Below are 21,629 nucleotides of genomic sequence, written 5' to 3'. Positions count from 1 at the left end.
CCGCCTTTCTCCCTGCCCAAAAAAAGCTACAACGAAATATCGAGATGCTTCCCTTTGTACGGATGCGCGGAAGCCGGATCGGCTCCCTCCCGCTCCTCCGCGTTCGGTTTATTGCGGATCGAGGACATCTTCTTTCTCTCCTTCGGTTCTTTATCCGAGATCGAGCGTTTGGCGGCTCCTTCCGCCTTCGTGTTGCTGCGAGCCTGTTTCTCGGCCTGCTTCACGGCTTGTTGGCCAAGCATGGCCTGCTCCATCGCCGGACGCTGCTGCTGCTGTTGCTGAAGCGGAGACAACTCCAGCGTCCGAGGCATCGATACCTGCAAGTCCAACGGCTTATAGGCCATCGATCAGCACCTGCCTTCCCTACAGAGGATGGTAATCTGCATCTTATCAGATATACGGCACCGGAACGATCTCGCCGTCGATGAATCGGAAAGACACCCGCTGTACGCTATCCTTTATGAATCGGGTATAGCGTCCTATCACGATCTTGGTTCCCCCGTAGATCGTATGGACTCCGTCCACGCGAGCGCTGGACGTATCCTCAAGCATCTTCTCGATCTCCAGAATGCTCTCCTTGGCCGTCTGAAGCTCCTCCGCCGTCTGCTTGCGCGTCGCGTTCAGCTGCAGGCGCATCGTCATTCTCTGCGGAGGCAATTGTCCGGTCGCGGCAAGCTGGTTCAGCAGCGCCAGCGCCTTATCCGTCTTGTCCAACGATTCCGTCAGCGTTCGAATGACCGCGCGCAGATCGTTCAGCTCCTGCCGGAGCTCGGGCCTGACTCCGACCTCGATCGAGGTGGCGGTCGACATGGCGTTGCCGATCATTCGGGCGGTGATCCGGTCTCCGGCCTGCAAAGTGCCGCCGACGACCAAGCCTTTGGAGCCCATGCAGACGATCTCTCTTCCGGCTTTGACGTTCGAGTGCATGATGCTCTGGGTGACGAGGATATCCTCGTTCGCCTGTACGATTCCTTCTTGGATGAAGGAGCATTTGATGGAACGGCCGGCTTTGACCAAGCCCTTGTTGTTGCCGATGATCCCGCCGCTAATCTCGATGGAGCCGTCGGATTCGACCTCCGCTCCTTCGATTCCTCCCGTGACGCGAATATCGCCTGAAGCTCTGATTTTGAAGCCGTTAAGGACGTTCCCCCGAATGACAACGGTTCCGACAAAATCGATATTGCCGATGTGATAATCCACGTCCCCATTCACTTCGTAGACGGGGAACACGTTCAGCTTGTCCTTTTCCGTCTTGGTGACGAGACCGTCCATCGCGGCGTAAAGCCCTGTTTTCTCCGCGTTCACGACTACGTTCTTGCCTACCTTAAAGTGAGCTTCCTTGCCTTCTTTCGCCTTTACCTCTCCCCCGGTAACATCGGTTCCGTTTATTCCCGGAAGCGGCGGATAACGCTCCGCGATCAATTGACCGGCCTTCACGTTGGCGAGCTGGGCAACTTCCCGGTAGTCCACGCTGCCATCCGAACGCTCGGTCGGCTTGCGGCTTTGATCGTCTTCGCCGTATAAGGATTTGATGTATCCGTCGGTGCCGTTCCTTGCGGGGGTCCCGATGGCTACGACGTTCTGGGTGAAAAAGAAATCCTGCGGTCTAGCGGAGATCATGTTGAGGATATCTTGTTGAATTCCATGCTTGACTCCCCGACCGTCCAAAATCTTCTCCAGATCCTGAACGGTCAGCTGGATCGTCCCTTCCACTCGCTTGAAGATAAGATAGGCTGACATCTTATCTTCGGAGAGATCGACTTGTATGGCCTCATCCAAGTTCGTTATCTGCTCATTAGACATGGTACTCTCCTCCAGACAGCGGGTGTCATTTATGCATCAATTGGTCCTTTTGCTTGCCCAGCGCCGCTCTTAACCTAAGAATCGCTTTGGAGTGTAGCTGAGAGATTCGCGAAGGCGACAACGACATCACTTCGGCGATTTCGCTAAGCGACAAGTCTTCATAGTAGAAAAGCGAGACGACGGTTCTCTCCTTCGGGGTCAACCGATCGATTCCTTGCATCAAGGTTTCTTTCAGAAAAGTGTCATGAACCCTGGATTCCGGATTCACGGCCTTGTCGTCGATGAGAAGGGAGAGACGAGTCTCCGACTCTTCTTCCCGGATCGGATCCTCCAGGGAGCAGATAGTGGATACCGCCACTTCCTGGAGCATCTGTTGAAATTCCTTGTTCGATATGTTGAGGTAGCTGCATACCTCTTCGTCCGTGGCGGATCTCAAATTCCGCTGCTCCAGAACGGCGTACGCATCTTCCATTTTTTTCGCTTTGTCTCTTACCGAGCGGGGCACCCAATCCCCTTGACGAAGACCATCGATGATGGAGCCGCGGATTCGCCAAGATGCATACGTCTCGAACTGCAGCCCCCTCTGATAGTCGAACTTCTCGATGGCGTCGATCAGCCCCATGGCTCCGTTGCTGGCCAAGTCGTCCTTCGTGACGTTCTTGGGCAGCCCCACGGCCATTCGGCTCGATACGTAATCCACGAGCGGCAAATAATGTTCGATCAGCTGCTTTTTGGCATCCAGATCTCCATCTTCCTTCCAACTCTGCCAGAACGATTGGTGGGAAAGCCGAGAACGCTTATGATCGATCATTTTTGCTTCACCTTCCTTATTCGTCCTTCATGTGTCGAACCGCCTGAACCATGTCATCCGTGTTTACGTTGTCCAATGAAACCAGCTTGGCCGGCTGCAAGGGTTGAAAATCCGCGGGACGCGCCGGCTCGCCCGACCATTGTCCCTTCATTAAGTCCGTTAGCTGCGAATCGTCGCTCGGCGTCGAGAGATCGAGTACGGAACCGCGTTCATCCTCCGGGGACTCCTTCGGAAGGCCGGAAGGCTTAAGCAGAACCGTTAGCAAGATTTGAATCGCGACGGCGAGAGCCAGAAAAGCGACGAACGCGTAAAAACTGCGAATAAGCGTGGTGGTCACCGTGTTGCTTCCTATCGAGAAGAGGAAGGTCAACACGGCTCCGAATCCGCCGAAGCCGACGAGTAGACGCCAAGATCGGGCCATGTTATATCTCCTTTACTCCATGCTGCACGCTGCGGATATAGAGAATGCCGGTCTGGCTGCTCAGCTCCACCGTGCGACCGAAGTTGCCTCCCGTATCCTCGGAGACGATCGGAATCCCCATGCCGGTTAAGGCATGCTTCGTGGATTCGACGTTCCGCGGTCCGATCCTCAGACTGTCGTTGCCGCCCGCGAAAGCGAACATTTGCGCCCCGCCGGCAAGCTTGGCGACCAGCCTTCTCCTATCCGCTCCCAGCTCCAACACCCTTCTTAGAAGCTCGGGAATCGCCGTATCCGCATATTTGGCGATATTCAGCTGTCCTTCGCGGGCGATCTCCGAGGACGGCAGCATGATGTGCGCCATCCCGGCTACCATCCGGACCGGATCGAACAAGGTTAATCCTACGCAAGAGCCTAGCCCCGTCGTCTTAAGGGAGGCTCCGCCGGAAGCGACGTTCAAGTCAGCCATTCCGACTTTGACGATGTTGTCTTCCGTCATTCCAGAGGCACTCCAAGGGACACGAACATTCGTTCGAAGGACTGCGGGTCCGGAATGAAGAAGAAATGTCCCTCCGCTTCCTGTTCGCCCTTCAAGAAGGTCGTATCGATCAGAAGAGCTTCGTCTCCCATCGTGCCGAATTGCAGCACCCCGTAGCTGAGAACGGCTCCGGCCATGTCCACCGCGATCGACGGCACCGAAGGAGACATCGCTAGGCCCGTCAGATCCGCTAAAGACGACAAATAAGATCCGGCGAGAATGTTGCCAATCTCGCATAGGGCCGACAGCTCAAGCTCGGAATAAGAGTCTTTCTCGGAAGCCTCGATGCCGAGCAGCACTTGGAGCACCCTGGCGGCCTGCTTCCTGCTCATCAGGAAGAACATATTGCCGGGAGCATCCCCGTCCACCCGGAGGAAAATCGCCGCGACGACTTCCTCCGAGCCGCCGACTCGATCCGCTATTCTCTCGAAAGGAACGAAGCTGACGGTCGGGACGGACATGTCGACGGGCTTGTCCAGAAGTCTCGATAACGCAGTCGCGGCGTGTCCCGCGCCGATGTTCCCCACCTCGCGGAGAACGTCCATCTTGAAATCCGGATTGTGATTGAACAGCTCCACCCGTTATTCTCCCATCTGCTCCAGCTGGATGATCTCCGAACGGTTAAGAACTTCCGATAGATTCAGGAGGATAAGCAGTCTATTCTCTCCTAAGGTAGCTACGCCGCTCAAATACTTCGCCTTGATTCCGCCTACCACTTCGGGCGGCACTCCGATCGAATCGCTCATGATGTCGACGACGTCGTTCGCGGAATCCACGATAAAGCCGACCTCCAGCTCGTTCGCGGCGACGATGATGATCCGGGTGTTCTCCGTCGGCTCGGACTCCGGCAGCCCGAAGCGTCCCCTTAAGTCGATAACGGGAATGACGACGCCGCGAAGATTTACGACGCCTTTAACGAATGCCGGCGTCTTCGGTACGCGAGTAATCGGCATCATGCGCTCGATCGTTCTCACTTTGTCTACTTCGATGCCGTATTCTTCATGCCCAAGCGTAAAGACAATTACCTTCAATTCCTCTGCCATGTCGAAGCCTCCTCGATTGATCTTGCGTTATTTGATAAGAGCGTTCGGGTCTACGATGAGAGCGACTTGGCCATCTCCCATGATCGTCGCGCCCGAGATCAGCTTCTGGTTCGCCAAGTACTTGCCGAGCGTCTTAAGGACGATCTCGCTTTGGCTGACGAATTCGTCGACGAGTACCGCCGCGAGCTTGTCGCCTTTGCGAATGACGAGCATCTCCGTCTCTTTCTCGTCGTCATCGCGATAATCCGGCGAATCCAGCAGCTTCGCCAGCGAAACAACCGGAATGATCGCCTTGCGGTACTCGATGACCTTGTTGCCGTGCAGATCCCGGATGTCCTCTCTGCGGATCATGCCCGTCTCCACGATGGAGGAAAGCGGGAATGCGTACTTCTCGGAGCCCAGCTTGATCAGCATGGCGGAGATGATCGACAGAGTCAGTGGCAGCTGGATCGAGAAAATCGAGCCTTGCCCGATCGTCGAGGTTACGCTGACTTGGCCGCCGAGCGATTCGATCTTGGACTTGACGACGTCGAGGCCGACTCCGCGGCCCGAGATGTCGGAGATCTTGTCCGCCGTGCTGAAACCGGGAGCGAACAGCAGCATGTTGATCTCGTCGTCGCTCAGCTTCTTCGAATCCTCGAGACTCACGATGCCCTTGGAGATCGCGATGTCGAGAACCTTCGGCCGGTTGATGCCGCCGCCGTTGTCCTCGATCTCGATAAAGACATGGTTGCCGCTATGGTAAGCGCGAAGATGAACCGTCCCCGTGTCCGGCTTGCCCGCCGCGATCCGCGCCGCGGGCATCTCGATCCCGTGGTCGACGGAATTCCGGATCAAGTGAACGAGCGGATCCCCGATCTCGTCGATAACCGTACGATCGAGTTCGGTCTCGGCTCCCGTGATGATCAGGTCCAGCTTCTTGTCCAGCGACTTGGCCAAGTCCCGCACCATCCGCGGGAAGCGGTTAAAGACGCTCTCCACCGGAACCATCCGCAGCTTCAGGACGATATTCTGCAGGTCGCCGCTCACGCGGGCCATATGCTCGACCGTCTCCGTCAGGTCGTTGCGGCGAATTTCGGTAGCCAGCTGCTCGAGCCTCGAACGATCGATCAAGAGCTCGCTGAACAGGTTCATGAGCGTATCCAAGCGCTCGATGTCTACGCGGATCGTTCGGCTTGCGTTCGCGGCGGCTCCCGCCGCCGGACGCGCAGGCGCCTTATCCGCTGCCGCCGGTTTGGCCGCCGACGCTGCGGGCGCCGCCGGCGCGGGAGCCGCGGCTGCGGCCGCCGCTTGCTGCATGGCTTGAATCTGCTGCTCCGCCGCCTCTTCCTTCGATTGGTCGAGCTCGGCGAGAGAGGAACGGTCGACCGGCATTACCATGGCCGATTCGATCTCCGATACTTTCAGAATCCCTTCGCGCAGAGCTTCTTCTTCGATCTGCGAGATATAGTAAACCGAGAAGCTTCTATCGAATTTATCCTGCTCGATATCTTGAACGGACGGGTTAGACTTGACGACTTCGCCGTTTTTCTCGAGGAAGTCGAAGACCATATAGGCGCGAACGGCTTTGAGAACGCAGTCTTCGCGTATGAACACTTGAATGTGAAAAACTTTCATGCCGCTGTCTATCGATTGCTCAAGAACCGAGAGCTGGAACTGGTCGAGCAGCAGCTCGGTGGCGACGATAGGCTTGTCCGACGAAGAATCCGCTGCCGCCTTCGCTCCCGTCGCTCCGCTGAAATCTCCGCGGACGATCGCTTTCAGCGTCTCGACCAGATCGCCGACTTCCGCTTTGCCCGTGCCTCCGCCTACGACGTCTTGCACCATGCCGTCGAGCGCGTCCAAACATTTGAACAGGGTATCGAAAATCATGCCGTTCATCGTAAGCTTGGAGTTGCGCACCAAATCCAGCACGTTCTCCATTTCGTGGGTCAGGGATGCCAGATCCTCGAAGCCCATCGTTGCGGACATTCCCTTCAGCGTATGCGCGGAACGGAAAATAATCTGGACGATGCTGATATCCTCTGGCGATTGCTCCAACTTCAGCATGCTCTCGTTAAGAGATTGCAGATGATCGTTGGCCTCGTCGATAAAGATGGATAAGTACTGATTCATTTCCACTGTACGGACACCTCCTGGGCGACTGTCTTACCTCGATATCTACCTCTTCCTAGCGGTCACTTCGTGGACTAGCGCCGGCGCGATCTGCTGCAAGTTCAGCACTTGCGAAGCGGCTCCGAGCTCGACGGCGGAACGCGGCATTCCGTATACGACGCAGGTTTGCTCCGATTCGGCGATCAGCGTCTCCGCGCCATCCTCTTGCAGGGCTTTCATCGCTCTGGCGCCGTCGCTTCCCATCCCCGTCATCAGCACGACGTGCCGCTTCATGTCCTTCACGCCGATGAGCGACTCGAACAGCCGATCGACCGACGGACGATGTCCCGAGACCTGCGCATCGTCCGACAAGGCGATTCGGTACCCGCCGGCAGAGTCCCGAGCCAACGTCATGTGCCGTCCTCCAGGCGCGATATAGGCCGTGCCGGTCAATACGAGGTCCCCATCGGCGGCTTCGCAGACATGAATCTTCGAGAAGTTGTCCAGCCGCTGGGCGAGCGAATGAGTGAATTTGGGAGGCATATGCTGAACGATCAGGATCGGAGCGGGAAAATCGGGCGGAATCGAGGTCAGCACCTCCTGCAGAGCTCGAGGCCCCCCCGTCGACGTGCCGATCGCCACGATATGGCCGAAGGTCGGTTTGCCCGGGACCTTCTGATCCGCCTTCCCCTTGCTCCCGGCAGCCTCGGCGAACGGAACGCGCTTGGCTTCCGGGCTATCCGGCGGAGATTGGGCGGAATCCTTGCGAGTCTCCGGCTTCGATCTGTCTTGCCCGGTACTGGCGGCCAGCTTGCCGCTTGACGCGGACAGCTTGTCCGTCGGCGAGTTTCGTTTGGCCGCTCCTTCCGCTACGCTGCCGCTTCTCGTTAAGCTCGCCTTCTTCGGGATATCGCCCGATGGCTTAGGTACCGTCGGGGGAAGCTTGCCCGTCCTCTTGGCTGGCTGAGATGAGATCTCCTTCTGCGGCATCGGCGGCAGGACGTCCGGCTGCTTGCGTCCCATGGGCATCTCTGGCTTGTCGAGCTTCTCGAGCCTATCGGACGACGCACTCTTATGATTCTCTGGCGGAGCGGCAGGCTCTGCCGGCGGTGCCAGCGCTCGGCTGTCCTCCTTGGGCTCCTCTTCCCGCTCGGCGAAATCGTCCGCCGAGGCGAGCATTCGGGCGTTCTCGCTTTTGGCAAGTTCAACGGCGACGTGCAGCTTCTCCCGCAGGCTGTCGCCTACCTGCATGATATCCAGCTTCACCGAGCCGTCCGGCTTGCGGATAAAATCCAGCGCTCCGTATTGCAGGGCTTTAATCGTGTCCCTTGTCCCGTTGTCCGTTACGGCCGAAAGCATGATGACGGGCGTAGGTCTTAAGGTCATGATCCTTCTTAACGCTTCGAGGCCGTTCATGGACGGCATCTCCAGATCCATCGTGATGACGTCCGGTCCGATCGCAAGCGTCTTCTCGATCGCTTCAAGGCCGTCGGAAGCCGTAGCCGCCACCTCGAAGGACGGATCGGCGGAGATAAAATCGCTGAAAACTTTGCGCATGAAAGGGGAATCGTCAACGACTAGCACTTTGAATCTTGCCATATGGGGTCCCCTCTCTTGTCTGGATGTCTAGTATATGTACATGAACTTGCTAGCTAGCTCCATAAGCGGCGCATTCGTTGGAGGAAGCCTCTTACCCCGCTGTCCTCCGCCGGTTTCTCTTCGGATAAGTAAGCCGACGCGATTCTCTCGACTCCCCGATTCGCCAGACTATCCGGATAAGCGACGGATAAGGCGGTCTGGCGTTTAACGGCTTTCATGACATGGCTGTCGTCGGGCACGAATCCTAGCAAGGGCAATTCCAAATTCAAGTATTTGCCGGCGACCTGCTGGATGTTGTTCGCCGTCTGTTGGCCTTCCTTGTCGTCGGAGACCCGATTCACCACGAGCCGGAACCGGACGTCGTGCCCCATCGACTTGACCATCTTGATAAGAGCGTAGGCATCCGTGATCGAGGTAGGTTCGGGCGTCGTAATGACGATCGTCTCTTGGGCGGCCGTGATGAAGCGAAGCGTCTCCTTCGACAATCCGGCGCCGGTATCGAACAGCAGGAAGTCCACATGGCCGTGCAGCTTGCCGATCTGATCGGCGAAATAGTCGAGCTCCGCGTCGCTAAGGCGGATAAGATCCTTGAAGCCGGAGCCCCCCGCGATGAATTTAAGTCCTCCCGGTCCGGTCTGGATGATCTCCCAGATCGTTTTCTCTCTCTTCAGGAGATGGAAGAGATTATACTCTGCCGGAGTTCCCAGCAGCACGTCGATGTTCGCCATGCCGATATCCGCATCGAACAATAGGACGCTGTAGCCTCGTTTCTGCAAGGCAAGCGCGAAGTTCAAGCTGAAGTTCGACTTGCCTACCCCGCCTTTGCCGCTTGTGACCGTTACGATGCGGGTCTGTTTGCCCATTGTCATCTGTTCGCGATTCGATACGAGGTTCCGCAGCGCTTCCGCTTGGTCATTCATCTTGCAGCTCTCCTAGCAACCGATGGATAAGGTCTTCGGGGTCAAAGTTGCGAATGTCGTCCGGAACGGTCTGCCCGCATGTCACGTAAGAGATTTCATAATCGAATGCCATGACCAAGTTCAGAATGGAGCCGAAGGAGTCCGTCTCGTCCATCTTGGTGAACAACAACCGTTTGACGCCGTATTTAGCGAATTGGCCGGCTACCTGTTTCATGTCCTGATACTTATGGGTAAGGCTCAGTACAAGAATGTTCTCGGACTGTTCGCCCGGAGCCAGCAGCGCGTTCACCTCGGAGACGAACATCTCGTTGCGGTAATTGCGGCCCGCCGTGTCCATAAAGATCAAATCGCGATCTTCCAGCTTCTTGTAGGATTTGGGAAGCTCGGAAGCGGAGAACACCACCTCCAGCGGAACGTTCAGGATCTCCGCGTAGGTTCTGAGCTGGTCGACGGCCGCGATCCTGTAAGTGTCTGCCGTGAGGAATCCGACGGTTCTTCGATGAACGAAAGCTTGATCGGCCGCCAGCTTCGCGATGGTTGTCGTCTTGCCGACCCCGGTAGGACCGACGAAATTCACGATTCGGGTCGTCGCGGAAATCCCTTGTCCTGCCGAAGGCATCAGCCATCCTCGCAGAACCTCGCGCCCCTTCTCGTAAACAAGCTTGGGATCTTCTCCCTGGGATCCTTCAAGCAGCTCAATGACGTTCTCCGCGAACCGTTCGACAAGCGCCGGCTCAACCCCTTGTTCGGCCAGTTGCTTCGACAGCTTCAGGACGGGCTCCGGAATAACGCGAAACGTCTGCTGGCGGTTCATCTCCCGCATCATTTCTTTCATGGCCCGAAGCTCTTGAAGGAGAGAAGCCGTCTCGTCTTCTATCGGAGAGCTGGCGGCGGTTCTCGACGGCTTCGGCTTCTCGTCCGCTTGAGAAGGCGTCACCGTCGCGACCGCCGATCTGCCGGCAGATGCGGTGCGAGCCTCGATTGAAGCTTCGTCTGTAGGCCTGCTTGCTCCCGTGAAGCCCGCGATCATCTCCAGCGCCGCTTCCGCCGCCCGGGACGCCGCTTCCTCTCCCCGATTCTCGGCATTCCCCGTTCGAACGGCCGCCGCCGGTTCCAAGGTAGCCGTCTGGGACGAGCCGCGAGGGACAGCGCCTTGATGATAACGGTCCCTGACCGCTTGCGGGGGCATAAAAGAAGGAGCGTTCTCGGGTACCGCCTCGAAGGGTTCCGGCATCGGCGGTTTGGCCTTCGGCGCGGCTGGCGGAGGCAAACCCGAATTGTCGGCGGGGCGAACGATAGGGCCGCGGGAAGGCGCCGGCTTCGGCTTGGCCGATTGCTCGTCTACGGCGGCGATAACCTCCACGCGCTTCTTGCGGAACATGCCAAGAAATCCGCCGACGCGGATTTCCTTGGTATTAAGAATGACGGCGTCCGATCCAAGCTCCGCGCGAATCTTCTGGACCGCTTCCGGCAGATCTTGGACCAAGTATCGTTTGACCTTCATGCGTTCACCACCCCGACGCTTTGCACTTCAATATTCGGCTCCAATTCGCTGTAAGAGATCACGGGTATATCCTGCATGCTGCGCTCGAGCATTTGGCGCATGTACATGCGAATGGTCGGCGACGTCAGGATGATCGGCTGCTGGCCGAGCTGCAGCACCCGGTTCACTTGCTCCGTCAGTCTGGAATAAATCGCTTGCGTGGACGGAGGATCCAACGCGAGATAGCTGCCCTGATCGGACTGCTGGACGGAATCGGATATTTTCTTCTCCACCGCCGGACTTACCGTAATCACTTTAAGCGGTTCGTTCGGATTCGCGTATTGAAGCGTGATCTGCCTGGACAACGCTTGCCGAACATATTCGGTCAGCACCTCCGGATCCTTCGTATACTTGCCATAGTCGGCGAGCGTCTCGAAGATCGTCACCAGATCCCGAATCGAAATCTTCTCTTTAAGCAGCTTGGCCAGCACCTTCTGAACGTCGCCGATCGATAGAGTCGAAGGAATAAGATCTTCGATAAGAGTCGGGTAGCTTTCCTTGACGCTGTCGATAAGGGATTTGGTCTCTTGACGGCCGAGCAGCTCGTGAGCGTACTTCTTGATCACTTCCGTCAGATGCGTCGCAACAACGGAAGGCGGATCGACCACCGTATAACCGGCCATCTCGGCGCGCTCCTTGGTCGCTTCGTCGATCCAGAGAGCCGGCAATCCGAAAGCGGGCTCCTTCGTCTCGATGCCCGTCACCGAATCGTCGTCATACCCTGGGCTCATAGCCAAATAGTGGTTAAGCAGTAATTCGCCACGAGCTACCAAATTTCCTTTCATTTTGATAATATATTCGTTCGGTTTTAGTTGAATGTTGTCGCGAATTCGGATTACCGGGACGATAAGTCCCATCTCGAGAGCGCATTGCCGTCGAATCATGATGATTCGATCGAGCAGGTCCCCCCCTTGCTGGGTATCCGCGAGCGGGATCAGACCGTAACCGAATTCGAATTCGATCGGATCGACCTGCAGCAGGCTGATGACGCTCTCCGGACTGCGCACCTCTTCGATCTCCTTCTCTTCGACAAGCAGGTCCTCTTCCTTTTGTTTGCGGGTGACGCTCTTCTGCAGCCGGTAGGCGGCGAAGCTTAGCACCGCCGCCAGCGGGAATGTAGCCAAGGGTCCGATCGGCGTAAAAATACCAAGCAGGGCTATCGTGCCCGCAACGATATAGAGGAGCTTCGGGAAGCGTAGGATCTGCGTCACCAAATCCTGAGCCAAGTTGCCGTCCGACGCGGCGCGAGTCACGATAATACCCGTCGCCGTGCTGATCAAGAGCGCCGGAACCTGGCTGACCAAGCCGTCGCCAATCGTCAAAATCGAGTATGTATTCAATGCTTCCATGACCGGCATGCCGTGAATGACCATGCCGACGATGATGCCGGCGATCAGGTTGATCGCGACGATGATAATACTGGCGATCGCGTCGCCCTTGACGAACTTGCTCGCGCCGTCCATCGCCCCGTAGAAGTCCGCTTCCTTCTCGATCTTCTCGCGGCGCTCCTTCGCCTGCTGCTCGTTGATGAGACCGGCGTTCAAATCCGCGTCGATACTCATCTGCTTGCCCGGCATGGCGTCGAGGGTAAACCGAGCCGCGACTTCGGACACGCGTTCCGCGCCCTTCGTGATGACGATAAACTGGACGACGACGAGAATAAGGAAGACCACGAAGCCTATCGCCAACTCTCCGCCGGCCACGAACTCGCCGAACGTGTGCACGACCTTGCCCGCTTCGGCTTCCGAGAGGATAAGCCGCGTCGTCGAAATGTTGAGCGCCAAACGGAAGAGCGTGGTAATGAGCAATAAGGTCGGGAAAATCGAGAACTGCAGCGCATCTTGCGTGTTCATGGAGATCAACAGGATCATGATCGCTGCGGAGATATTAACGATGAGCAGGATGTCGAGCAGCTCTTTGGGAATGGGGACGACCATCATCAGGACAATGCCTATGACGCCGACAAGTATACTAATGTCCCGAATTTTCAAGGCGTTCCCTCCCTTTCTGTGTCCCTACGATGACTTCAAACGTCTTCAAGCGAAGCACCTTCTTATGCCTTGCGTCTGCCTTTTAAACGATATATGTATGCCAGTACCTCGGCGACCGCTTGGAACAGGTCGGGCGGAATCGCTTGTCCGATTTCCGCACGTTCGTAAAGAGCCCGAGCCAACGGCTTGTTTTCCATGATCATGACGTCGTTCTTCTTGGCGATCTCCCGAATACGAAGCGCCATGTAATCCTGGCCTTTGGCGATGACCTTGGGCGCATCCATCTTAGCGGAATCGTATTTGAGCGCGACCGCGAAGTGGGTCGGGTTCGTGATGATGACATCCGCGGTAGGAACGTCCTGCATCATGCGCATGATCGCCATCCGCCTCTGCCGCTCCTTGATCTTCGCCTTGATCTTCGGATCGCCTTCCTGGTTCTTGTATTCGTCCTTGATGTCTTGCTTGCTCATCCGGAGGCTTTTCTCATAGGAATATTTCTGGTAGTAATAGTCTCCAAGAGCAAGAATGAATAGGATTACGGCCACAAACATAGCCAGCCTAGTCGTCAAATTCCCCGTAAAGGCGAAGATATCTTCAATCGGCACGTGGGCAAGCGCCATCACGCGCTCTCTCTCCGACCACAAGACCAGGTAGACGATAATCGCAATGACCAACAGCTTGAGGATACTCTTGACCAGTTCCACGAGAGACCTGGAGCTGAAGAGCCGTTTGAAGCCATTAATCGGATTCAGCGAATTGAACTTGAACTTCAACGTCTCCGTCGTGAATAACCAACCGACCTGAAAATAGTGTGCCGCGAAGATGATGACAAACGCGCCTATGAAGATCGGCGATAGAAATATCAGCATTTGGATCGCGTACCTGCTAAACATATCCATAACGTTGCCGGATGTGATCTCCATCGAAAGGCGATGAAGAAAAATATCGGCGAACATAGCGACGATTCGATCCCAAAAAAACGTTCCGAGAACCATGAAGAGGCTGACGGTTACGATAAGCTCAAGGGAAGTCCCGATCTCTTGGCTTTGCGCAACCTGCCCCTTCTGACGGGCTTCGTTCCTTTTTTTCGGCGTTGCCTTCTCCGTCTTCTCTCCGGCAAAGACCTGGAGATTCATGGGCAGACGATAGCGAGACACGGACAATAGAATCGACCTCCCCTGCCATTCACTCCTGCTGGCTAAGACTGAAAGATAACGAATAATTGTTCCAATGCGTTAAACATGCGGTCGAATATCATCTGGAACAACGTTCCGAATCCAGGGAGAATAAGAATAAGGATCGCCAATCCTATCAAAATCTTGATAGGCACCCCGATAACGAACACTTGGAATTGGGGGGCGGCTCTAGTAAGAAGAGCGAGCGCCAAATCCAGAAGAAACATCGCGACGACAAGCGGCGCCGAGATTTGAAGCGCGAGCAGGAACGTATCGGCGAACGTTCTCGCCAGAAACTCGGTAAGCGTGCCCCCGTTAATAATCCCGAAAAGATTATTGTCGAGCGGCAGCCAGTTGTAGCTGTCCATCAATGCTCTAATGAGGTAATGGTGACCGTTGATAGCCAAGAATACCAACATCAACAGCATGTTTTTCAAGTTGCCCATGATCGGAACGGACAGTCCGGTCAGCGGATCGATGATATTCGCCATGCTCAGGCCCATTTGCATGTCCATGATAGCGCCCGAGGTCTGCACGATGGTAAAGAACATGTAACAAACGTAGCCGATAATTAGCCCTGCCATCACTTCTTTTATGATGGACATAATAAAATATCCGTCCGCCACCACTTTGTCGTTAAATCCGACCTGCATAAAGACGATATAAGATATAAAGAATGAAAGGCCGATTTTGACGACCCGGGGCACCGATTTCGTCGAGAAGATCGGAGCCACGACCATAAACGAGCTGATTCGGCAAAAGACGAGCAGAAAGGCCGGAAAGTATTGCGTGATTAGTTCCATTCGTCGTCATCCAATGTAATTTGCCAAGTTGCCCAGCAAATTCGAAGTGAAATCGACCAGCATGTTTAGAATCCATGGCCCGAAGATTAATAGCGCTACGAATACCGCGATAATCTTCGGGATGAAGGCAAGGGTCTGCTCGTGAATTTGCGTCATTGCTTGGAAGATGCTGACGAGCAAGCCGACCAGCAAGCCAAGGCCGAGCATAGGCGCGCTGACCATAAGAATGATGTACATGGCTCTTCCCGCCAAGCCGATAATAAACTCCGCGCTCATCATTCATCCCCCTTCGTTCTTAGTTTAGAATCCAGAATCAAGTCTGGAAGCTGGTCAGCAGCGATTTAACGACAAGATACCAACCGTCAACCAAGACAAAAAGCAGGATTTTGAACGGAAGAGATATCATGACCGGCGGAAGCATCATCATCCCCATGGCCATCAAGGTACTGGAGACGACCATATCGATCACTAGAAACGGGATAAAGATCATGAAGCCCATCTGGAAGGCCGTCTTCAGCTCGCTCATGGCGTAAGCGGGAACCAGAACCGTTAGCGGAATATCCTGATAGGTCTCCGGCTTCTCCGTCTTCGTATAATTCATGAATAAGAGAAGATCCTTCTCTCTTGTCTGCTTATACATGAATTCTTTCATCGGTACCGCGGCTTTGGACAAGGCTTCCGTCTGGGTAATCTCGCCGTCCAGATAAGGCTGTACAGCCTGCTGGTTCACTTGCGAGATCGTCGGAGACATCACGAATAAGGTCATGAACAGCGCAAGACCGATCAGCACCTGATTGGGAGGCATCGTCGGCGTACCGAGAGAGGTACGAACGAATCCGAGCACGATGACGATTCGGGTGAAGCAGGTCATCATGATCAGGATAGCCGGCGCCAAGCTTAATACGGTGATGACCAGAAGCAAGGTCAAGGAGGACGCCCCGACAGGCTCGCCTCCATCTCCGATATCGATGCTAACGATAGGTTCCGAAGCGAAGGCCGCGGCGCCGATCGGCAACGAAGACAAGAGCATGACAATCAAACTGACTAATAGTTTCTTCTTCATTTAATCATCCGTCCGATCCCCGGAACGATCCTTGTTTAGCAATTGATCCACCCTCTGACGCCGTTCCGAGAGTTCGCGCATTCGAGCTTCCAGCGTCTGCTCGAAGCTTCCCCCTTCCGAGCCCGAGGACAAATCCTCGGACGGAGATACATTCGGGTTGCCGCGGTTGCCGAAGCGCTTCAGCCATGCGGGAATCGACGCTTCGGAATTCGCGCTTGCCGCATCGTGCTCGGCGAGCAAGGCGGCGACCGTGTCGGAGTCCGTGATGACCTCCAGCAAGTTGACGTCCTCCCCTACTCCCAGCACGTAGATGCGGCCGTTCCATTCGACGATCTGAAGCGACTTGTTCGTTCCGACCGCCACTCCGCCCAGCGAGCGAAGCGAACGGTTCATCCACCAGCCGCGGTTTCTTTTGCCGATAAATCTAAGCACGAAAATGATGAGACCGACTATTAACGCCAGAACGAGCAGAATTCTTAACATATCCATGCCCGAAGCCCCGTCAAAATCGTTCCCAGCTGCCAATGCGTTTAATGCCGGGAGTCTCACGAGCTTATCCGAGCGTCTTCTTGATAGCTTCGATAACGCGATCCGCTTGGAACGGCTTGACGATGAAGTCCTTCGCTCCGGCTTGGATAGCGTCGATAACCATCGCTTGTTGGCCCATCGCGGAGCACATGATGACTTTGGCGTTGGAATCCATCTTGCGGATCTCCTTCAGAGCCGCAATGCCGTCCATCTCCGGCATCGTGATGTCCATGGTGATCAGATCCGGAAGAAGCTCCTTGTATTTCTCGATGGCCTGCGCTCCGTCCTGAGCTTCTCCGACCACTTCGTATCCGTTTTTGGTAAGAATATCGCGAATCATCATTCGCATGAACGCTGCATCGTCAACGATTAGAATACGGTTTGCCATTGTAGGTTCCTCCCGAGGGGTTTATTGAATTTTTTGAACGCGATCCCATTGGCTGACGATATCGGTTACCCGCACGCCGAAGTTCTCGTCGATAACGACGACTTCGCCTTTGGCGATCAGCTTGCTATTGACCAGAATATCGACGGGCTCGCCGGCCAGCTTGTCCAGCTCGATGATGGAACCTTGAGACAGCTCCAAAATCTCTTTGATCTGCTTCTTCGTGCGGCCTAGCTCTACCGTCACTTTAAGCGGAATATCCATCAAGAGCCCGAGATTCGTCTCGTCGACAGGATGGCTTCCTCCGCCTTGGAAATTAGAGAACTGCACGGGTTGCACGTTGACATTCCGATTCATTCCCGAACCGCCGAGCGATTGAGGATGATGAGGCTCCTGGTAGCCGTACGAAGGCATTGCCGGCGGCATGGAAGCCGGAGGCTGCTGCATGTGAGGCGCCGGCGCGGCCGGAGGCGGCGTCGGCGCTGGAGCCGCGGCGGCAGGCGCCTGAGTGGGCGCAGGTGCTGCGGGCGCCGGAGTTGGGGCGGCGGTCGGCTGCGGCGCCGGATCGGACGAGCCGATCAGCGAAGCTACCAACTCCTTGGAGAAGGATACCGTCAAGAGCTGCATGATCGTGGAATCGATCAGATCGCCGATCTTGAGGCGGAACGATACCTTGACGAAGACGTCTTCCTGAGGAAGATTCGAAACGCCGGCGTTCTCCTTGACGTCCATGATGTCGACGCCCGGGGGCGAGATGTTCACGAACCGGTTGAAGATCGTCGACATGGACGTCGCGGAGGAACCCATCATCTGATTCATCGCTTCTTGAACGGCGCTGATATGTATTTCGTTCAATTCTTCGGAATTAACGTTGCCTTCTCCGCCTAGCATGAGGTCGGCAATGATTTGCGCGTCCAAGGATTTAATGACCAGAGAGTTGATTCCCTCGAAGCCGTCTACGTAACGAACGTGAACCGCGACATGCGGCTTGGGGAACTCTTCGACGAATTGATCTCTCGAGATCATGGATACCTTCGGGGTCGTGATGTCTACCTTCCTGCCCAACAGCGTAGAAAGTGCCGTCGCCGCGCTTCCGAAGGTAATGTTGCCGATCTCGCCCAAGGCATCTTGCTCCAGAGGAGTCAAGTAATCGTCGATCGTTACCTCCTTCTCGCTTGCCGAAGCGGCCGCCGTCTCCTCGGAGGCGGAAGATTGTCTAAGGAGAGCGTCTATCTCTTCTTGGGATAAGTAATCTTTACTCGTCATTTAACTCTTCAACTCCTTCGCTGACAATCTCTACTATCTGTACGGCCATCCTATCTCGGACCGTCCCGGGGCTGCCGATGAACTTCAGTTTATCGCCGACCTTGATCTCCAGGCCTTCTCCCGTCTCCTTGTGCAAGGAGATAACGTCCCCTATGCCGAGGTTCAAAAATTCATGAATGGAGATGACGGAAGAGCCTAATTCGGCCACGATCGGCAGCTTCGCTTTGCTGACGCGATGCTCAAGAAGATTGACTTCTTCCGGAGCCCTCACTTTCTTCTGCGAAACGAACCAATGATGGACGGACAGCTTGGACATGATCGGCTCGATCACGACGTGAGGAATACATAGATTGATCATCCCGGTCGTATCGCCGATCTTCGTGCTTAACGAGATCAGCGCGATCGTCTCGTTCGGGGATACGATCTGCATGAATTGGGGATTCGTCTCCAATCCTTCGAGGCGAGGTTCGATATCCACGATCGTCTTCCATGCCTCTTGAAGGGATTCAAGCGCCCGGCTGAAGATCTTCTCCAAAATGATGTTCTCGATTTCCGTCAGGCTTCCGATCTTGCTAGGCGCCGAGCCGGCTCCTCCCAGAAGTCGGTCAAGCATGGCGAAAGCAACGTTCGGGTGAACCTCAAGAACCATTCGGCCTTCCAATGGCTCCGCTTCGAAGATGTTCAGGATCGTCATCTTAGGAATGGAGCGGATGAATTCGTCGTAGGGCAATTGTTCGACCTGGACGACATTGATCTGGACGAACGTTCGCAGCTGGGCCGAGAAATAGGTTGTCAGGAAGCGCGCGAAATTCTCGTGAATACGCGTCAAGCTGCGGATATGATCTTTGGAGAATCGGACGGCTCTCTTGAAGTCGTAGGCGCGAACCTTTTTCTGCGCTTCTTCCTTCTTAAGCTCCTCGGCATCCATCTCGCCGGAGGACAACGCCGCTAGCAGCGCGTCTATCTCATTTTGCGAAAGAACGTCAACCAATTTTACTCACCCCTTTCCGCAAGCTTACCGCTCGAATGTACTCGCCTTTAGGCTTATCTTAAATTTGGGTCATGATAAAGTTCGTAATTTCGACTTTCGTCACTTTGCCTTCGGACAGGACGGGATTGATCGCGTTGATCAAGGAGGCTTGAAGCTTATCCTTGCCTTCCGTCCCGCTCAGCTCTTCCGGAGTAAGAACCCATAGCGCGCGGTTTACGATCGGCTTGATCTGAATGTCCTTGACTTTCTCGAACTCTTCTTTCGATTTCTCGCTGTCCAATTGGAAGGACAAGCTCAGCATGACGACATATTCCGTATCCGCAATATTCGTCTTAATATCCTTCAATTCGGATGTGACCTTGATCATCTCATCGGCAGACATCGGTTCGGCTGAGACGTCCTTGACGCTTTCCTGAGCCTGCTTCGCCGGATCCTTCGAGTCGGAACCTGAATCTCCGAATAGAGTAGACCATGAGTATAATCCGACGATGACGATTAACGTGATCGCCAGAAGCAGTGAAACCAGCCAAGGTAACATTTTTTTCATGACGTTGCTCCCTCCGATTGCGGATTGGCCGCCGGTCCCGTGACCGCCGCCAACACGCCGATGCTGCGCAAATATTGCCGGATGGATCTGTTCACATCCGAAGAATTTTCCAATACCAGGAGTTTCTTGCCGGTCGTAAGCGTGATTAACGTATCCGGTGTTTCCTCTATCATTTCGATCAGTAACGCGTTTACGTAAAATTTGGTGCCGTTGAGTCTTGTCAAGCCGATCATTGGAATCCCCCCGTGCTGCCGAAGGAGGCTCATCGCCTCCTTGGCAGGACTTCAATTACCGTTTGAGGTTGACGACCTCTTCCAGAATGGAGTCTGAAGTCGTAATAATCCGGGAATTGGCTTGGAATCCGCGTTGCGTAACGATCATTTCCGTGAATTCGTTCGTCAGATCCACGTTCGACATCTCGAGCTGTCCGGCTATGATCGATCCGGTTCCCGTCTCTGGGTCGTTGGCCGTTCCGATCGTCAGATCGCTATCCGGATTCGCATTCGGCGTCATCCGGTACAGGTTGCCTCCTACTTTCTCGAGACCGGCAGGGTTTATAACCCTCACTACGCCGATCTGAGCGATGGGTTCACCCGTATTCCCATCCGCATCCACGGGCAGAACGCTACCGTCCTGCGAGATCGAGAACGCCGTTACGGTCTCGGGATCGACCTGGATAGCTCCATCCGCGGAGAGCACGTACATGCCGTCCGCATTGACCAAATAACCGAGAGCGTCAAGCGTAAAGTTGCCTGCGCGAGTCAGGTACGCCCCTTCTGTCTCTCCGGTCGGGCTGACGGCGAAGAAGCCGTCGCCGTCGATTCTCAAATCCGTTGGGACGTTAGTCGTTTGAGCGCTGCCCGCCGTATGTACGGTATCGATGGCGGCTACCGTGACGCCCAGGCCGACTTGCTTCGCGTTGACGCCGCCTTGCGTATCTTCTACGGGAGCGGTAACGCCGGACATCGATTGGCTCAGAATGTCCTTGAACATGACGCGGCTTGATTTGAAGCCCGTCGTGTTTACGTTCGCGATGTTATTGCCGATTACGTCTAATTTCGTTTGGAACCCACGCATGCCGGATACACCGGAATACAACGAACGCAACATGCAATCAACAACCTCCCAAGGTCTCATTTATCGTTGGACGCCGCTTCAATCGATCCGCGGCTCCAGGGCCCCCTAACGAGGTCCGGCCCTACAAGCTCAGTCGCTTCGTCTAGCTAACGACGACAGCGCTGTCGATCTGGGTAAACACATGTTCTCTCATCGAGGAACCGTCCATTGCGGTTACGACGGTACGGTTAGGCACATTGACTATCATCGCAATATCCCGGAATAAAACGAGCGAATCCTTCGCTCCTTTGGCTTCCGCTTGATCGAGCGCGCTGGCGATTCGATCGATCTGCTCCGGTTGGAACTTGATGCCTCTCTGTTGAAGCCTCTGTTCCGCATGATGGCTGAACTTCAGTCTGGCTTGCGCTAAAAGTTGTTCGAAAGACGGATCTGCATGGCTTGCCGCCGTCGTGCCGCCATCGGATTGCGCAGGATAAGTTCGTATGCCTGTTACGGGCCCCGGCCTTGCGGCCGCCAGATGGCCGACAAGCATTCGGTCACTCACCTGAGCTCACCTCCGAGCCGGAATCGGAATCGTCCGCAGGCGGATTGGAAATCGATGTGATCTCCTCCATCTTGATCTCCTTCTCGCCGATCCGCGCAAAAGCAACGCCGTCTCTCGTGACGATCGAATCCACGATTCCGGATTTCTCCGCGGTCTTGCCGCTGCTATCCGTCTCGTTCCAGGTCACGTTCATGCCAAGCGTGTTGGCCACCATGCCCGGAGCGTTCCGAAGCGCCCCGATCTGGGTCGCCATGTTCATCGTCTGCTCCAGCGCCGAGAACTGAGCCATCTGGGAGATGAACTCCTTATCCTCCAACGGCTGCATCGGGTCCTGATTCTGAAGCTGAGTGATCAGGATCTTCAGAAACTCGTCTTTCCCCAGAGTGGAGGCCGAACCCGTCGAAGACGTTTGCTTGGATGCTCTCTGAACGTTCTGAGTGGAGTAATTCGGCCAGTTAACCGAACTGGAACTGCCTGCCATTATTTTCAC

General features: G+C 55.3%; 25 protein-coding genes. All 25 read right to left on the bottom strand.

The annotated features are described in order from the left end of the window. Positions 1 to 26 precede the first annotated feature (26 nt). Positions 27 to 344, bottom strand: a complete 318-nt coding sequence (locus H7B67_RS21600; protein WP_185121934.1) for a hypothetical protein — start codon at positions 342 to 344, stop codon at positions 27 to 29. Between the two features lie 46 nt (positions 345 to 390). Continuing rightward, on the bottom strand, positions 391 to 1,803 hold the full coding sequence (locus H7B67_RS21595) for a flagellar assembly protein A (RefSeq protein ID WP_185121933.1): 1,413 nt from the start codon (positions 1,801 to 1,803) through the stop codon (positions 391 to 393). 25 nt (positions 1,804 to 1,828) lie between these two features. After that, positions 1,829 to 2,614, bottom strand: a complete 786-nt coding sequence (locus tag H7B67_RS21590; protein ID WP_185121932.1) for a FliA/WhiG family RNA polymerase sigma factor — start codon at positions 2,612 to 2,614, stop codon at positions 1,829 to 1,831. 16 nt (positions 2,615 to 2,630) lie between these two features. After that, complete coding sequence (locus H7B67_RS21585; RefSeq protein WP_185121931.1) at positions 2,631 to 3,035, bottom strand: hypothetical protein; 405 nt, start codon at positions 3,033 to 3,035, stop codon at positions 2,631 to 2,633. A 1-nt stretch (position 3,036) separates the two neighbouring features. Continuing rightward, the gene (locus H7B67_RS21580; protein WP_185121930.1) at positions 3,037 to 3,531 is read right to left on the bottom strand and encodes a chemotaxis protein CheD; all 495 of its coding nucleotides are present in this window, start codon (positions 3,529 to 3,531) and stop codon (positions 3,037 to 3,039) included. Then, complete coding sequence (locus tag H7B67_RS21575) at positions 3,528 to 4,148, bottom strand: chemotaxis protein CheC (protein WP_185121929.1); 621 nt, start codon at positions 4,146 to 4,148, stop codon at positions 3,528 to 3,530. Before H7B67_RS21575 ends, H7B67_RS21580 begins: the two co-directional genes overlap by 4 nt. A 3-nt stretch (positions 4,149 to 4,151) precedes the next feature. Beyond that, a complete protein-coding gene (locus H7B67_RS21570; RefSeq protein WP_185121928.1) occupies positions 4,152 to 4,613 on the bottom strand; it encodes a chemotaxis protein CheW in 462 nt (153 codons plus the stop codon). Between the two features lie 27 nt (positions 4,614 to 4,640). Beyond that, positions 4,641 to 6,734, bottom strand: coding sequence for a chemotaxis protein CheW (locus tag H7B67_RS21565; RefSeq protein ID WP_185121927.1), 2,094 nt, complete (start codon positions 6,732 to 6,734; stop codon positions 4,641 to 4,643). A 39-nt stretch (positions 6,735 to 6,773) separates the two neighbouring features. Continuing rightward, positions 6,774 to 8,306, bottom strand: a complete 1,533-nt coding sequence (locus H7B67_RS21560) for a protein-glutamate methylesterase/protein-glutamine glutaminase (RefSeq protein ID WP_185121926.1) — start codon at positions 8,304 to 8,306, stop codon at positions 6,774 to 6,776. A 53-nt stretch (positions 8,307 to 8,359) separates the two neighbouring features. Next, positions 8,360 to 9,226, bottom strand: coding sequence for a MinD/ParA family protein (locus tag H7B67_RS21555; protein WP_185121925.1), 867 nt, complete (start codon positions 9,224 to 9,226; stop codon positions 8,360 to 8,362). After that, a complete protein-coding gene (gene flhF, locus H7B67_RS21550) occupies positions 9,219 to 10,730 on the bottom strand; it encodes a flagellar biosynthesis GTPase FlhF (protein WP_185121924.1) in 1,512 nt (503 codons plus the stop codon). The genes H7B67_RS21555 and flhF overlap by 8 nt, the downstream gene beginning before the upstream one ends. Next, complete coding sequence (gene flhA / locus H7B67_RS21545) at positions 10,727 to 12,760, bottom strand: flagellar biosynthesis protein FlhA (protein WP_185121923.1); 2,034 nt, start codon at positions 12,758 to 12,760, stop codon at positions 10,727 to 10,729. Before flhA ends, flhF begins: the two co-directional genes overlap by 4 nt. 62 nt (positions 12,761 to 12,822) lie before the next feature. Beyond that, positions 12,823 to 13,896: a flagellar biosynthesis protein FlhB gene (gene flhB / locus H7B67_RS21540; protein ID WP_185122308.1), complete on the bottom strand. Its 1,074-nt coding sequence runs from the start codon at positions 13,894 to 13,896 to the stop codon at positions 12,823 to 12,825. 62 nt (positions 13,897 to 13,958) lie between these two features. After that, a complete protein-coding gene (gene fliR, locus H7B67_RS21535; RefSeq protein WP_185121922.1) occupies positions 13,959 to 14,738 on the bottom strand; it encodes a flagellar biosynthetic protein FliR in 780 nt (259 codons plus the stop codon). A 6-nt stretch (positions 14,739 to 14,744) separates the two neighbouring features. After that, the gene (fliQ, locus tag H7B67_RS21530; RefSeq protein WP_185121921.1) at positions 14,745 to 15,014 is read right to left on the bottom strand and encodes a flagellar biosynthesis protein FliQ; all 270 of its coding nucleotides are present in this window, start codon (positions 15,012 to 15,014) and stop codon (positions 14,745 to 14,747) included. 37 nt (positions 15,015 to 15,051) lie between these two features. Then, on the bottom strand, positions 15,052 to 15,801 hold the full coding sequence (gene fliP, locus H7B67_RS21525) for a flagellar type III secretion system pore protein FliP (protein WP_185121920.1): 750 nt from the start codon (positions 15,799 to 15,801) through the stop codon (positions 15,052 to 15,054). After that, positions 15,802 to 16,290, bottom strand: coding sequence for a flagellar biosynthetic protein FliO (locus tag H7B67_RS21520; protein WP_185121919.1), 489 nt, complete (start codon positions 16,288 to 16,290; stop codon positions 15,802 to 15,804). A gap of 64 nt (positions 16,291 to 16,354) precedes the next feature. Next, positions 16,355 to 16,717, bottom strand: coding sequence for a response regulator (locus H7B67_RS21515; RefSeq protein WP_185121918.1), 363 nt, complete (start codon positions 16,715 to 16,717; stop codon positions 16,355 to 16,357). A 21-nt stretch (positions 16,718 to 16,738) separates the two neighbouring features. Then, positions 16,739 to 17,980 carry a flagellar motor switch phosphatase FliY gene (gene fliY, locus H7B67_RS21510; protein ID WP_185121917.1) on the bottom strand — a complete coding sequence of 414 codons (1,242 nt, stop codon included), beginning with the start codon at positions 17,978 to 17,980 and terminating at the stop codon, positions 16,739 to 16,741. Continuing rightward, positions 17,970 to 18,971 carry a flagellar motor switch protein FliM gene (fliM, locus tag H7B67_RS21505; RefSeq protein WP_185121916.1) on the bottom strand — a complete coding sequence of 334 codons (1,002 nt, stop codon included), beginning with the start codon at positions 18,969 to 18,971 and terminating at the stop codon, positions 17,970 to 17,972. Before fliM ends, fliY begins: the two co-directional genes overlap by 11 nt. Before the next feature lie 58 nt (positions 18,972 to 19,029). Further along, positions 19,030 to 19,518 carry a flagellar basal body-associated FliL family protein gene (locus tag H7B67_RS21500; protein ID WP_185121915.1) on the bottom strand — a complete coding sequence of 163 codons (489 nt, stop codon included), beginning with the start codon at positions 19,516 to 19,518 and terminating at the stop codon, positions 19,030 to 19,032. Next, positions 19,515 to 19,751 (bottom strand): flagellar FlbD family protein, encoded by a 237-nt coding sequence (locus H7B67_RS21495; RefSeq protein WP_185121914.1) that lies wholly within the window; start codon positions 19,749 to 19,751, stop codon positions 19,515 to 19,517. The genes H7B67_RS21500 and H7B67_RS21495 overlap by 4 nt, the downstream gene beginning before the upstream one ends. A 55-nt stretch (positions 19,752 to 19,806) precedes the next feature. Next, the gene (flgG, locus tag H7B67_RS21490; RefSeq protein WP_185121913.1) at positions 19,807 to 20,628 is read right to left on the bottom strand and encodes a flagellar basal body rod protein FlgG; all 822 of its coding nucleotides are present in this window, start codon (positions 20,626 to 20,628) and stop codon (positions 19,807 to 19,809) included. 109 nt (positions 20,629 to 20,737) lie between these two features. Next, the gene (locus H7B67_RS21485; protein WP_342592438.1) at positions 20,738 to 21,139 is read right to left on the bottom strand and encodes a TIGR02530 family flagellar biosynthesis protein; all 402 of its coding nucleotides are present in this window, start codon (positions 21,137 to 21,139) and stop codon (positions 20,738 to 20,740) included. Then, entirely contained in the window at positions 21,132 to 21,620 is a 489-nt protein-coding gene (locus tag H7B67_RS21480) for a flagellar hook capping FlgD N-terminal domain-containing protein (RefSeq protein ID WP_185121912.1), read from the bottom strand. Before H7B67_RS21480 ends, H7B67_RS21485 begins: the two co-directional genes overlap by 8 nt. Positions 21,621 to 21,629 lie beyond the last annotated feature (9 nt).

It is taken from the genome of Cohnella thailandensis (assembly GCF_014212135.1).
Lineage (GTDB): Bacteria > Bacillota > Bacilli > Paenibacillales > Paenibacillaceae > Cohnella > Cohnella thailandensis.
Note: the sequence above shows the minus strand (reverse complement) of the source record. Positions and strands in the feature narration are given on the sequence as shown.

Excerpts from the sequence above, each read along its gene's own strand:
- H7B67_RS21600 (WP_185121934.1), bottom strand. The coding sequence starts at position 344 with ATGGCCTATAAGCCGTTGGACTTGCAGGTATCGATGCCTCGGACGCTG.
- H7B67_RS21595 (WP_185121933.1), bottom strand. The coding sequence starts at position 1,803 with ATGTCTAATGAGCAGATAACGAACTTGGATGAGGCCATACAAGTCGAT.
- H7B67_RS21590 (WP_185121932.1), bottom strand. The coding sequence starts at position 2,614 with ATGATCGATCATAAGCGTTCTCGGCTTTCCCACCAATCGTTCTGGCAG.
- H7B67_RS21585 (WP_185121931.1), bottom strand. The coding sequence starts at position 3,035 with ATGGCCCGATCTTGGCGTCTACTCGTCGGCTTCGGCGGATTCGGAGCC.
- H7B67_RS21580 (WP_185121930.1), bottom strand. The coding sequence starts at position 3,531 with ATGACGGAAGACAACATCGTCAAAGTCGGAATGGCTGACTTGAACGTC.
- H7B67_RS21570 (WP_185121928.1), bottom strand. The coding sequence starts at position 4,613 with ATGGCAGAGGAATTGAAGGTAATTGTCTTTACGCTTGGGCATGAAGAA.
- H7B67_RS21560 (WP_185121926.1), bottom strand. The coding sequence starts at position 8,306 with ATGGCAAGATTCAAAGTGCTAGTCGTTGACGATTCCCCTTTCATGCGC.
- H7B67_RS21555 (WP_185121925.1), bottom strand. The coding sequence starts at position 9,226 with ATGAATGACCAAGCGGAAGCGCTGCGGAACCTCGTATCGAATCGCGAA.
- flhF (WP_185121924.1), bottom strand. The coding sequence starts at position 10,730 with ATGAAGGTCAAACGATACTTGGTCCAAGATCTGCCGGAAGCGGTCCAG.
- flhB (WP_185122308.1), bottom strand. The coding sequence starts at position 13,896 with ATGAATCTCCAGGTCTTTGCCGGAGAGAAGACGGAGAAGGCAACGCCG.
- fliR (WP_185121922.1), bottom strand. The coding sequence starts at position 14,738 with ATGGAACTAATCACGCAATACTTTCCGGCCTTTCTGCTCGTCTTTTGC.
- fliQ (WP_185121921.1), bottom strand. The coding sequence starts at position 15,014 with ATGAGCGCGGAGTTTATTATCGGCTTGGCGGGAAGAGCCATGTACATC.
- fliP (WP_185121920.1), bottom strand. The coding sequence starts at position 15,801 with ATGAAGAAGAAACTATTAGTCAGTTTGATTGTCATGCTCTTGTCTTCG.
- H7B67_RS21520 (WP_185121919.1), bottom strand. The coding sequence starts at position 16,290 with ATGGATATGTTAAGAATTCTGCTCGTTCTGGCGTTAATAGTCGGTCTC.
- H7B67_RS21515 (WP_185121918.1), bottom strand. The coding sequence starts at position 16,717 with ATGGCAAACCGTATTCTAATCGTTGACGATGCAGCGTTCATGCGAATG.
- fliY (WP_185121917.1), bottom strand. The coding sequence starts at position 17,980 with ATGACGAGTAAAGATTACTTATCCCAAGAAGAGATAGACGCTCTCCTT.
- H7B67_RS21500 (WP_185121915.1), bottom strand. The coding sequence starts at position 19,518 with ATGAAAAAAATGTTACCTTGGCTGGTTTCACTGCTTCTGGCGATCACG.
- H7B67_RS21495 (WP_185121914.1), bottom strand. The coding sequence starts at position 19,751 with ATGATCGGCTTGACAAGACTCAACGGCACCAAATTTTACGTAAACGCG.
- flgG (WP_185121913.1), bottom strand. The coding sequence starts at position 20,628 with ATGTTGCGTTCGTTGTATTCCGGTGTATCCGGCATGCGTGGGTTCCAA.
- H7B67_RS21480 (WP_185121912.1), bottom strand. The coding sequence starts at position 21,620 with ATGGCAGGCAGTTCCAGTTCGGTTAACTGGCCGAATTACTCCACTCAG.